Annotated in this window: 8 protein-coding genes and 2 pseudogenes; 7 read left to right on the plus strand and 3 right to left on the minus strand. The window is 69.1% G+C overall.

The genetic code is table 11. The features are described from left to right. Positions 1-157: 157 nt before the first annotated feature. Positions 158-2,122, minus strand: coding sequence for a hypothetical protein (locus ABZ471_RS45400; protein ID WP_359075026.1), 1,965 nt, complete (start codon positions 2,120-2,122; stop codon positions 158-160). Positions 2,123-2,390: 268 nt separating this feature from the next. On the opposite strand from ABZ471_RS45400, the gene ABZ471_RS45405 reads away from it, so the two are divergent. Beyond that, a complete protein-coding gene (locus tag ABZ471_RS45405) occupies positions 2,391-2,543 on the plus strand; it encodes a hypothetical protein (protein WP_359075027.1) in 153 nt (50 codons plus the stop codon). A gap of 505 nt (positions 2,544-3,048) precedes the next feature. Further along, entirely contained in the window at positions 3,049-3,519 is a 471-nt protein-coding gene (locus ABZ471_RS45410; protein ID WP_359075028.1) for a GNAT family N-acetyltransferase, read from the plus strand. 147 nt (positions 3,520-3,666) lie between these two features. Here the strand turns inward: ABZ471_RS45410 and ABZ471_RS45415 are convergent. After that, positions 3,667-4,326: pseudogene (locus ABZ471_RS45415) on the minus strand (site-specific integrase); the annotation flags it as partial. Positions 4,327-5,206: 880 nt separating this feature from the next. Between ABZ471_RS45415 and ABZ471_RS45420 the strand changes: the two are divergent. From ABZ471_RS45420 to ABZ471_RS45430, 3 genes are read left to right on the plus strand one after another with little or no spacing between them, the layout of a single operon-like run. Then, positions 5,207-5,926, plus strand: a complete 720-nt coding sequence (locus tag ABZ471_RS45420) for a hypothetical protein (RefSeq protein WP_359075029.1) — start codon at positions 5,207-5,209, stop codon at positions 5,924-5,926. Positions 5,927-5,983: 57 nt separating this feature from the next. Then, the gene (locus tag ABZ471_RS45425) at positions 5,984-7,594 is read left to right on the plus strand and encodes a hypothetical protein (protein ID WP_359075030.1); all 1,611 of its coding nucleotides are present in this window, start codon (positions 5,984-5,986) and stop codon (positions 7,592-7,594) included. 2 nt (positions 7,595-7,596) lie between these two features. Then, positions 7,597-8,274: a nucleotide-binding protein gene (locus ABZ471_RS45430; protein WP_359075031.1), complete on the plus strand. Its 678-nt coding sequence runs from the start codon at positions 7,597-7,599 to the stop codon at positions 8,272-8,274. A gap of 92 nt (positions 8,275-8,366) precedes the next feature. Here ABZ471_RS45430 and ABZ471_RS45435 read toward each other — a convergent pair whose 3' ends face one another. Beyond that, positions 8,367-9,314 (minus strand): macro domain-containing protein, encoded by a 948-nt coding sequence (locus ABZ471_RS45435; RefSeq protein ID WP_359075032.1) that lies wholly within the window; start codon positions 9,312-9,314, stop codon positions 8,367-8,369. 81 nt (positions 9,315-9,395) lie between these two features. Here ABZ471_RS45435 and ABZ471_RS45440 point away from each other — a divergent pair, with 81 nt between their 5' ends. Both ABZ471_RS45440 and ABZ471_RS45445 read left to right on the plus strand, forming a co-directional pair. Continuing rightward, positions 9,396-10,778, plus strand: a complete 1,383-nt coding sequence (locus ABZ471_RS45440) for a macro domain-containing protein (protein WP_359075033.1) — start codon at positions 9,396-9,398, stop codon at positions 10,776-10,778. Between the two features lie 649 nt (positions 10,779-11,427). Continuing rightward, positions 11,428-11,523 (plus strand): annotated as a pseudogene (locus ABZ471_RS45445) (RNA-guided endonuclease TnpB family protein); the annotation flags it as partial.

Raw genomic sequence — 11,523 nt, forward strand, 5'->3', positions numbered from 1 at the left:
GCACCCCCATCGAGTACGAACTACTCTCCGAGAACGACACCATCCCGGCTGCCGGTTAGCCACCGAGCCTGGAGCCCAAATGGTGGGGCAGGTCAAGATGTCACCCGATGGTGCATCAGAGCCAGGGGCCCGGCGCGCTCGATGGTCGCGGGGTACGTCAGCTCAGCAGCAGCCGGTACACGCCGCTCCCTGTGCCCGCGAACAGCCAGTGACCGTCGGGAGAGACCAGCACCGAGTGCACGTCAGGGTCGAGGAGCTGCTCGGAGACACGGTTGCTCCAGTGGCTGCCACCGTCGTCGCTGCGGAACACGCCCTGACCAGGCTCGGACAGGTCGCGCGACCCAGCGAACAGCGTCCCGTCCGGGGCGAAGGCGACGTCGTCGTAGGTCAGTTCGGGAATTCCCGTAGCGTCGCTGAACGATGCGCCGCCGTCGTGGCTCACCTTGATCATGCCGTCCCCGACGACCACGATGTGGTTGGGATCGGTGGGGTCGACCGCAACCCGGTTGACCTGCCCGTCGAACACCTTGACCCCGGTCGAGCCGGAATCGGTGCTGTGGTAGAGGCCGGTCACATCACCGATCCACAAACCACCGTCGGCCCGGCGGTCGACGGCAACCGACGCCACGCCCTGCAGCTCCTGGAACTGGTGCAATTGGAAGGTCGCACCGCCGTCCTGGCTGGCATACACGCCTACGGCCGGGAACGTGGACGCGGCGTAGATCTTCGACGTATCACGGGGGTCGACGGCCACCGAGAATGACGCCCCGCCGGGGACCTGGGCCAGCGTCCGCCAGGTGGCCCCGCCGTCGGTTGAGCGCTCCAAGGCGAAGCAGTCGGTCATGCAAAGGCCGCCGCGCGTCCTCAGCACCCCTCCCTTCTCGCCCGGTACGGTAGCCAGCGCTTCGATTTGGTTGCCGATGGTGTCGATACGCTGCCCTGTCCACCCCCATTCCTGGTAGCCCTGCTGAAGGTTCTTGGTCAGGGGTGCCGTGGAACGGTAGCTGCCCGTGGTGGCCGTGCCGGCGATGAGGGCGGAGCCCGAGACAGCCAGCGAGTCGACCTCGGCGTCAGGCGCGCCGATGCGCCGGAAGCGAACCGAGTTCGAAGTCGTGTAGATCCCTGCGGCAGCCGCGATGACCTGCTCTTGCGGTCGGTCCGGGAAGCTGCCGGTGTCGGTGTAGGCGTCGAGCGTTTTGGTCGCTGCCGGCTTGGGGGTCCACGTCCGGCCGAGATCGCGGCTCACCCACAGGTTCTTCGCGCCCGATCCGTCGGCCGCCCCCGCGACCGTCTGCACCTGGAGCTCGCCGGTCGCGGTCAGCCCGGTGTAGAGGATCGCGTCCTGCTCCCCCCAAGGCCCGTTCAGCTGGGTCCAGTTGCGGCCATGGTCTGTGGAGAACACCGTGCCCTGAAAGATGTTCGAGGCCACCAGGACCGACCCTTGGGCCGACAGGTGATCCACCGAGAGATCACGGGGCGTCGGCAGCTTCTGCGCCGGTCCGGCGTTCCCGAGTGCGTCCTCGATGAGGTGGATCCCCTTGCCGGTGCCGACGAACAGGTCGTGGTCATCGAGTGCGAGCCGGGTCGCTCCGCTCGGTGAGCCGGGGACCTGCTGCCAGTTCAGGCCGTGGTCCGAACTGACGAAGACCCCTGCGTCACCGGCCGCGAAGACGTACCGTCCTGAAGGCGACACCGCGACATCGGAGATTTCGGTGGGGCTGTCCACCACGGTATGGAACGTCCGGGCGCCGTCGTCGCTGCGCAGCAGGAAGCCCTGTCCACTGCCCAGTGCCCTTCCCGCCACATAGACGACGTCGGGGTCGTGGGGATCGGCCGCCAGCCGCATTCCCACACCATTGGGAATTCCGAACTTGGCCTGCGGCTGCCACGTCATACCGTGGTCGTCGCTCCGGTCGATGCGCATGCCCCGGTCGGGCAGCACGTAGACGCGGGACGGCATAGCCGGGGTGAACGCGAGATGGCCGCCGCTGGCGTTGGGGCCCATCGGCTGCCACTGAGTCGCGGTGGCGGTGTTCGCGGTGCCCGTGCCGGCCGTGGCGGGCAGGGCCGTGGCTCCGGCGAGGGCCGTGCTCAGACCCAGCACGAGCAGGGTCCGCTTCATGGTTCTGAGGTGCATGAACGGATCGTTAATCGGACAGCAGTCGGTGACAACCGGTCGATGCTGTCTCAACGGCGCCATGTCACATGTAGGCCAACGCGTCGGGTGACGCATGAGTGCCCGGCGGCGACATACCAGATTCCAGGCTTATGGCGGCAAACCGTGCACGCCTGGAGAGCCGTTGGATTGTCTTCGCAGTGCTGATCGCGGGCTGGCTGACCTTCGACCCCTGCCTCAAGGGCACTCGGCCAGTGAGCGCGGAGGTACTGAGATGAGTGCCGGAGAGAAAGCCAAGGCAAAGGCCGAACAGATTGTCGGAAAGACCTTACGAAAGGCGGCCCACGCGGTACACAAGGACGCTCTCGAAGCGCAGGGCAAGATGGGGGACGCGAAGGAGAGGACCAAGAACTCTTTCAAGCGCTGACACGTTTCGGCAGGGGGTCGCGTCCTACGCACGATGGGTGCCCGACACACCTCCGACACAGTCTGAGCCGCTGACGCCCTCTGACGAACTCCGCCGCAGGTCAGAGACCTATACAGGGTGATCAGCGCAATCACTCCGGAGCCGTGTGCGCGGGTTCGAATCCTGCCGGAGGCACCCTGTATGAGGTGCTCAAAGACCCCGTCACCAGCGAGAACCCCGAGGCCGGGGTCTTCGCGTATGTGCAGCCGTATGCCGCTCGAAGCGGCTCTATGACGCGGTCTGTGGACTATTCGCGGAAAGGATCTTGAAGCGTCTGCCCAGGTCAGAGCAGCCGTCTCGGAGCGGACACAGCCCGGCGTGCCAGTCCCGCCCCAGATCCGCTGCGTCGAATACGCTGCGAAGACGTCCCACTCGACGTCCTTGATATTGCGTGCACTGCCGCACGGCGGCGGCTCTTCACGTCGGCCCGGACGGCGCAGCCGCCGGATGCAGGAAGGCGTGTGGCATGAGGTCCCCAGGCGTGCACCTGCGCGAGATCACCGACGACAACCGGGATGCCGTCCGTGCCCTCCGCGTCCGACGCGACCAGAAGCAGTTCGTCGCCTCCGTGTCCAAGTCGCTCAAGGAGGCGACAAAGAAACCAGAGACCAATCCCTGGTACCGCGCCGTGTACATCGGCGACGAGCCAGTCGGCTTCGTGATGCTGTCGTGGAAGCCGCCGGCTGGTCCTTACGAAGGGCGACACTTCATCTGGCGCCTCCTCGTCGACAAGCGGCACCAGAGACGAGGGATCGGCCGAGAGACGCTCACCCAGATCGCCGCCCTGGTTCGCGCGGACGGCGCCACCGAGCTGCTGACCAGCTACGATCCCGGCGACGGCGAACCGTGGCCCTTCTACCAGAAGTTCGGGTTCGAGCCCACCGGGGAGATCGACGACGGCGAGATCGTTCTGCGGCTCACCTTCCCCGCTCAGTGAGCTCATACCGCAGACAGTTTTCCGGTGGGCACATGACCAAGAATTTGGTGATCCCCGGACGTCGACCAGCCGCCGACTCCCTGCAGCCAGGACACAGCGAAGTCCCCGGCCCGCACGTGGACCAGGGGCAAATGGCTATGTGCCTCGTCATTCGTATTCGCGCAACAACTCTTCGATCTTGCGGTTGGCGATTTCCTGCCGACCATCAATGCATTTGGCGTAGCGGCTCAGCAGCACCTCAACACTGTTGCCCGCACGTTCGGCGACCTCTGTCGGGTCCACGCCGGATTTGAGCCACGTCGACAGTGCCGAGTGCCGGAGGTCGTATGGCCGGGCAGCAACGGGCGAGGCAACCGCGGGCGGCGGGAGCGCCAGCGTTCGGGCCTCCTGCCACACGCGCGAGTACGAAGAGCCGACCACTCCCCCACGCTCGTTCGTGAAAAGGCGCCCGTCCTGAGCGGTACCGAACGTGTTGAGGTGCTGCCGCAAAAGGGCGACCAGCTGGGGAGGAACCGGCACGAGGCGCGCTTCTTCCGCCGGCCGGTTCTTGAGGCCTCGGTCGTCATGGGTTTCCCCGGAATCAGTCCACTGCTTGCCGACACTGGGGCGCGTCCGGTTCAGCAGCGCTGTCCCCCGGCCGGCCTCCGGCAGCCTCAGGTCTGCCGCGGTCAGGCCGACAGCCTCAGCGCGGCGGAGGGCTCCGTAGTACATGCAGACGAAGAGGCCGACGAGTCGGCGCCCACGCGCTCGACCGTACCCACCGACGTACGAGACCGCGGTCAGCGGAGAGCGAGCCTGCTCGGGATTGCATTGGACGGCAACGGACCGCACTTGCGAAGCCACAACGGCCGCAGGCTCCTTGGTGCCTGATGGTGTTCAGGCCGCGAGCCAGGCCTGTCGGTGTCGGGCGATGCCGCCCACACGTCGCTCCCCGGCCAGACCCTTGCGCCGCGAGTCCCCGGCGGCGGACGTCGCAGGAGCTGAGCCAGCAGCCGGGTCGCAGGACCTGCCGTCTCCGTCGCGAGCCGCTTTTGCAGCTCCCTGCCCGGAGGGTTTGGGGCAAGGTCGTCATCTGGGCTCAGCGGCGGCAGGGCAGACGTCCGGGGCGATGCCGTGCCCGTGGATGCCGGCGCCTGGGTTGCGTCCGAAGGTCGCCGCCGACACCCGCCTCGACGGCATACCTGCTGGCCACCAGCGATCCCGACCTGTCCGCCGAGGACGCGGCGCTCGGCTGCAAGAACTTGTTGGAAGCCGAACGCACCTTCCGCACGATGAAGTCGACCCTGGACCTGAGGCCGGTCTACCACCGTTTGGGCAACACGACCGAACTTCACACCACCGGCCCCGGGCGCGGTGAATCAACCCCCTGCAGGGGGCGTACGGGAGTCGATGGCCGGATCCGGTGACGTCACGGCGGCGGGCGGGGAGTTCTTCTACGCCTGGGGCGCGGACGCCGGGCCAGACGGCCCGAACGGCTCCGGAGCGGGCCGGAAGCGGATCGGAAGCAGATCGGTTCTGGCCACGGAAGCGGCGGCGCTGGTCGCATCGGAGGCGTCAACCGCCTTTCCGCGCCCCCCTGTTCACCGCTGGCCCACGGCGGACCCGTCGCGTACGCACGTAGCGTACGGACCGCCGCGAGGGCGGCCGGGGCGGGCGCGGTGCACTGCCGTGACCGCTGGAGAACCCCATGACCCACCCAGGGCTGACGCCGCCCGCCGAGCGTCCCGACCCGCTGTCCACCCACCGCGCGCCGCCCTCCTACCGCGCCCCGGGGCTGATACCGCCGGGCGGCCCCGCCCGTACCTGGGGGCTCGTGGTCATCGCCACGCCCCTGCTGTTCGCCGTGATCGTGGCCCTGATCGGCGGCCTGGCCGGCGATGCGGGTTCAGGCTCGGGCTCGGGCTACTACGGCTCGGGCACCTCGGGCTCGGACAGCGGAGGCACAGCTGACCAGCCGACCCAGGCGGCCGCGACGACGGCGCCCTCATGGCCGTACGACGACACCAGTACACCGGACGCCTACAGCACTCCCGAGGCGACCGCGACAGACGGCTACAGGGACGGCGGCTACGCCAACCCGACGGACACCGCTGCCAGCGCCCCGACCGTGAGCGCGACCGGCGGACCGCGCGATGTCGTCACCGCCTACTTCGCGGCGATCGACGCCCGCGACTACCAGACCGCCTGGGCCCTCGGCGGCAAGAACCTCGACTCCAGCTACGACAGCTTCGTCTCGGGCTACGTCACCACCGAGCGGGACACCATCGGCATCGTGTCCGTGACGGGCGCCAAGGTGCGGCTGACCATCGAGGCCCTTCAGACGGACGGCACGACGCACTCGTACGACGCCACCTACACCGTCCACGGCGGCGTGATCACCAGCGGCACGGCCACCAAGAACGACTGACACCCACCCGGGCGTGCCCGGAGGGGTGCGTCCGCATGAGCGGAGCGCTGAATCACCATGGCAACACAGGCACTTCACGCCCATCCTCGCGGCCCGGCGCCGCAGGAGCCGCAGGAGCATCGCGAGTACGCGTGCACCAGGGCCACCCGGCTGCTTTCAGCGGGCACCTACCTCGATCCCGGCTACCGGCGCACCGTCATCCGGGAACTGCTCCACAGGCGTTTCCGGGTCGTCGCGCCCTCCTACGGCTACGACGCCGTGTCGGTCCTCGCCCACGCCCTCGCCGCGCGCCGGCTGCGCCGCATCCAGTGGGGGATCACGGCCGGCGCGGCGGTCACGGTCCTCCTGCTGCTGAGCAACGGGGTGCTCAACCCGTTCCTCGGCGTCATCGTGCTGTGCTGGGTGCCGTGGGCGGCGGCCTACCTGCGCCGGATCGTCACCCTGCACATCCTGATGACCCGGCTGAGGGAGAGCGGCCCGGACGGCGGCTTCGACGGCGCCTGCCCGTCGCACACCCAGCTGACCGCCGAACTCGGCCGCAAGATCGACCACGAGCAGGCCAGCCGCAGCGGACTGGTCTTCTACGGCGGCTACCGGCCCTTCGTCGGCGCGGGCCTGCCGCTGCGCGACTGGTCCAACGCGCAGTTGCTGCTCGGCTCCCCGAAGACCCGGATCATGGCGCGCAAGAGCGAGGACGGGTCACCGCCCGACCTCGACACCATCGAGCGCAGGCGGGTCATCCCGTTCACCGTGCACGAGATCACCAGCCAGGTCGCCGCCCGGATGACCGCCGATCTGCGCGACGAGGCCCGCCCCGACGAGCGGATCGACGGGCTGACCGTCGAGCAGCGCCGCTACACCACCGCGATCCGCACCAACGACCGCTCCACCGGCGTCGGCTGGTCCGAACTGCCCAGCATGGACGACCTGCCAGGCATCCACTGGCGGGAGGACTACGACGCGGCCCGCGAATACCTGTGCGTGCGCGTCGGGTCGTGGAACGAGGAGCTGGTGACCTCGGTCTTTGTCGGGTTCGACATCAAGGGCAACACGCTGCACACCGAGTTCTACACCTATGTGCTCGGGCCGCTCGTGGAGGACTTCCATCTCGTGGACCAGCTGCCCGGCGCCATCGACTGGCGACTGGCGGTGCGGGTGGTGTGGGACATGTTCACGACCTTGGTGCGCTGGTGGGTGGCTCTGTGGCTGCTGCCGCTGCGGCTGGTTCCGGAGCGGTTCCTGCCGACGTGGGCTGTCCAGTGGATCCGGCCCTGGCGGGCCAGGAAAGCCAGGCGGGCCACTGCCGCGGCGTTCCTGGCGGACCGGGTGACGGACACCAGCGAGTTCCGGCTCGGCCGCTACGCCAACCGCTGGCTCAACTGCGGCGCGCTGACCAGCGTCAGGGAACTGGCCACCAGCGAGACCTACCACCACTTCTTCCAGCAGTCCGACGCGGTGAAGTACATGCAGGTCATCGAGCGCCGTCTGCTCCAGAACGTCCGCGCGTTCCTCGACGAGCACGACGTGGACCTCGCCGAGCACGACCGCGCGCAGACCAACATCCTGCTGGGCGACAACAGCCAGAACGTCTTCGGCGGCCAGAACAGCGACTTCGGCTACAACTACCAGCCGCCGAACGGCGGTTCATCGGGAAAGACAGGGAAGTGACCATGAGCCAGGGCCACACCTTCGGCGACAACAACCAGAACGTCTTCGGCGGCGAGAACAGCGGCTTCGGGTACAACGTCTACAACACCCCGCAGCAGCCCCGGCCGTCCGCCGAGCAGGAGGCGGCGCGCGCGGACTACGGCCGCAGCCGCAGCGTTTTCGTCGTGCACGGCCGCGACGAGGAGGTCCGCACGGCGATGTTCGGGCTGCTGCGCCGGCTCGACCTGCGCCCGCTGGAGTGGGAGCGGCTGGTACGGGCCACCGGGGGGACCGCGCCGTTCCTCGGCGCGGTCATCGAGAAGGCGCTGTCGCAGGCGCAGGCGGCGCTCGTGCTGCTCACCCCGGACGACGTCGCCAAGCTCCATCCGAACCTGCTGGGCGACAAAGAGCATCCCTACGAGACCCAGTTGACCGGCCAGCCTCGCCAGAACGTGCTGATCGAGCTCGGCATGGCGCTGATGGCCTACCCGGAGCGGACGATCATCGTGGAGGTCGGCCAGGTGCGGCCCGCCGCGGACCTCGCGGGCCGCAACGTGATCCACTTCGACGGCTCCGAGACCGCCGTCTCGAAGATCGTCGAACGGCTCAAGGGAGCCGAGTGCGACCTCGACGACACCCGGCCGGACTGGCGTGACACCTCGTACTTCAGGAATCTGGCGGCTTATCGCCGACTGGCCTGACGGACGGTGCGAGGGGGCTGGAGGCCACGGGCCTTCCGCCCCCTTCGTGCGGCGTCAACTTGTGTAGGTACGCATTCGGTTTTGTACGTACGCTACCGGTCCGGGCCCGACGCCAGGGCGTCCAGGAAAGCGGCCAGCTCGCGCATGTTGACGTTCTCCAGTTCCTCGGGCCGTATGACCACGCGCAGTTCACGGCAGATCGCACCCTCCCGGGAGCGGGCCACGAAGGACATCAGGATCAGCCGGAGCAGGCTGTCCCGGTCGAGATAGCCGAGCCGCGCCAGCCCGGAGCCGACCAACGGCATGGCCACACGCTCCAGTTGGGCGTGCGCGCGCAACGCGTCCCACAGTCCGCCCAGGCCCCGCCACAGGTCCTCCACGCCGGAGGAGGCCACATAGTCGTTGCCGATCCGGCTGTAGGCCACGCCGAACACCAGCCGCGGCCGGGTGCCCAGCACCGCCACCGTGCCGACCGGGTAGCGGTCGAGCTTTCCGAGCGGCTTGTCCGCCCGCTCCTCCCGCGCGACTGGCTCGGCCGAGGCGAGCGCCGCGCTCAGCTCCGCATCCAGGCGGTGTACGTCGCCGCCGTATCCGCGGTCCAGCAGTTGCGCCTGCACGCTGTCGCCGTTGATGACCCGGCCGCCGGCCGACAGGGTGTCGAAGGTGTCGCAGAACCCGACGACGAGGTGGGCCGGCTGGTCGAACACGTCGCCCGTCTCGACAACCACCGTCATGTCGGGCCGCCGGAACACCTGCCGTACCCGGGCCGCCGGACAGGCCCGTAGCAGCCCCCAGCCCAGGCACGCCCCCACCGACAGCCCGACCACCGCACCGGAACCGCTGTGCGGCACGAACGGGCCCACGACCTGAAGCACGGCGGACAGCCCGCCGAACGCCATCATCGTGTCGCGTAGGAAAACCTGCCGGGCGCGCCGCGTGCCACGTGGCAGACGCGGGCGCGGCAGGGGGCGTGGCTGGGAGGCGTCCGGGGAGCGTATCGGGTCCATCGGGTCCAGACCGCCGGAATCACCCGAACGCATGGTTTCCCCAAGGCATCATGATAACCTGCCGGTCACTATGGCTGACGCAGAGTGACGCACAACCGCCGGGGGGCGACGCGGATGGCCGGTGCGAGAGCGCGTATCCAGGTGAAGGTACTGGGCCCGGTCCAGCTCGAAGTCGATGGGATTCCGGTCCGGCTGACGCCGCTGACCGTACGGCTGCTGGTCCGTCTGGTGGCGGCCGAAGGCGAGGCGGTGCCGGTGCGGCAACTGCGCCGCGACGTATGGGGACTCGCGGACGAGCCACGCCATCTGGACCAGCGCAACCGCAACGAGGTCCAGAAACGGGTCCTGGAGCTGCGGCGGGCGCTGGCCCCCGGTCAGGACAGCGCGGGAACGCATGTCCTGCGCACCGAACAGCAGGTCACCGTGCGGGGCCCGGAGACCGCCTACCGTCTGGCGCTGCGGCCCGAGGAACTGGACAGCGCGCGGTTCACCGCGATCGTCAGCGGCGCCCTGCTCGCGCCGCCGGCCACCGCCGCGCACCGGCTGACCGAGGCGCTGTCCCTGGTGCGCGGCCGGCCGCTGGCCGAGGTCAACGGCGAGGGGTTCGCGGTGCCCTTCGTACACCGCCTGACCGCCCTTCAGGACTCCGCCCGTCGTGAACTGGTCCGCGTGCAGACCGACTTGGGACGGCCCGAACTCGCGCTGCCGGTCGCCGAACTGATCGCCCACGAGCATCCCGACGACGCCGAGGCCGCGCGTGTCCTCGACGCGCTGCGCGCGGAGCTGCGCGCCCGGCACGGGGCCGAACTGCTGCGGCACCGAGTCCCGTTGCCCGGCCAGCGTGCGGATGTGGTGCTGGTGCGCGGCGACTTGTTCGACCAGACGGACTCCAACCTGGTGATCGGGTTCTCCGACACCTTCGACACGGAGACCGCCGAAGATCTCGTGATCAGCCGTGAGAGCCTGCAGAGTCAGCTCGTTGACCGGCTGTTCGCCGGGCGGCGGCGCCTGCTGGACGACAGACTGCGGGCGGGTCTGCGCACGGTGAAGGTGGTGGGCACAGAGAGCGTACGGGCCAAACCTCTGGGCCGGCGGGTACGTTATCCGGTGGGCACAACCGTGGTGGTGCCTATCAACGGCCGCCGGGTGTTCGCCACCGCCTATTCGCGGATCGGCAACGATCTGGTGGCCAGGTCCAACCACCGTGATCTGCGGCTGAGTCTGGAGAACCTGTGGGCCTCGGTGGCGGTGCACGGCCTGTTCAAGCCGGTCGCCGTCCCGCTCATCGGCTCCGGGCTGGCCCGTGTCACCGATATGGACCGGGGCCAGCTGGTCGCCCTGATCGTGGACTCGTTCATCGACGCCTGCCGCCGCCACCCCGCTCTGACGCCCGAACTCCGGATCGTCATCCGGCCCCAGGAGTTGGCCCAGACCGACCTGACCCTGGTGGAGAACCGCTTCCAGGACCTGGTGCTCAGCCTGCGCGCGGCGGACTGACGGCGAAGGTGGGGCCGGGCGGGGGCTCAGACGCGCCCCCCGGGCCGGCGGGCTGCTCCACATCTCTCCGCTCCCCCTTCGCGGCATCATCCCGCCATCCGCGCCTCGCGCCGCTTCGCCAGGCCCCACCGCTGTCCACGAGACCACCCCGGACACTTCCGCCGGTACCCGCCAACCGCTTCCGATCCGATTCCGAGGTGTTCCTGGCACCGGTGCGTGACGCCGCCACGGGCCCTGGCCCTGGAGCGCGGCGAGTTCGTCGGGGGGTGAGCGCGTCCCAGGGCGCCTCGGCGGCCTCGTTCTCGTCGCCGGCGGTGCGGGCAACGGTGGCGAATTGGGCGAGTAGGCCACCACCGTGGTGGCTCCCACTACGGCGGCCCCGACGTTGTCGTCCGAGGTGGCCGCCCCCAAATCGCCCCCTTCCTTCCCGCCAATTCGTCATCCGCGGCTCCAAGAGCCCGGTCGGGGGTGCCGTCGCCCGCCGCGCCATACCAGTCGCCGCCATCCGTTGATCTTGCGTGGGTATCCCCGGCTTCAGCCGGGGAGGGAAACGCATCCTCGAACCGGAGGCGCGCAGCGCCGGGGTTCGCTGCGGTGTCAGTGGCCTGCTCTATGTTGATCGCACAGGAGCCGAAGGGGGGTGGGCTGGTTGATCCGTGCGTACAAGTTCCTCATGCGGCCCACCGTGGGCCAGCAGGGTGCGCTCGCCGGGATGCTGCGTGATCACTGTTCGCTCTACAACGGA

It is taken from the genome of Streptomyces sp. NPDC005728 (genome assembly GCF_040630895.1).
Classification (GTDB): domain Bacteria; phylum Actinomycetota; class Actinomycetes; order Streptomycetales; family Streptomycetaceae; genus Streptomyces.

What these genes read in the sequence shown, in the direction of transcription:
- ABZ471_RS45435 (WP_359075032.1), bottom strand. Translation starts at nt 9,314, where the DNA reads ATGCGTTCGGGTGATTCCGGCGGTCTGGACCCGATGGACCCGATACGC.
- ABZ471_RS45400 (WP_359075026.1), bottom strand. Translation starts at nt 2,122, where the DNA reads ATGAAGCGGACCCTGCTCGTGCTGGGTCTGAGCACGGCCCTCGCCGGA.
- ABZ471_RS45410 (WP_359075028.1), top strand. Translation starts at nt 3,049, where the DNA reads ATGAGGTCCCCAGGCGTGCACCTGCGCGAGATCACCGACGACAACCGG.
- ABZ471_RS45440 (WP_359075033.1), top strand. Translation starts at nt 9,396, where the DNA reads ATGGCCGGTGCGAGAGCGCGTATCCAGGTGAAGGTACTGGGCCCGGTC.
- ABZ471_RS45425 (WP_359075030.1), top strand. Translation starts at nt 5,984, where the DNA reads ATGGCAACACAGGCACTTCACGCCCATCCTCGCGGCCCGGCGCCGCAG.
- ABZ471_RS45430 (WP_359075031.1), top strand. Translation starts at nt 7,597, where the DNA reads ATGAGCCAGGGCCACACCTTCGGCGACAACAACCAGAACGTCTTCGGC.
- ABZ471_RS45405 (WP_359075027.1), top strand. Translation starts at nt 2,391, where the DNA reads ATGAGTGCCGGAGAGAAAGCCAAGGCAAAGGCCGAACAGATTGTCGGA.
- ABZ471_RS45420 (WP_359075029.1), top strand. Translation starts at nt 5,207, where the DNA reads ATGACCCACCCAGGGCTGACGCCGCCCGCCGAGCGTCCCGACCCGCTG.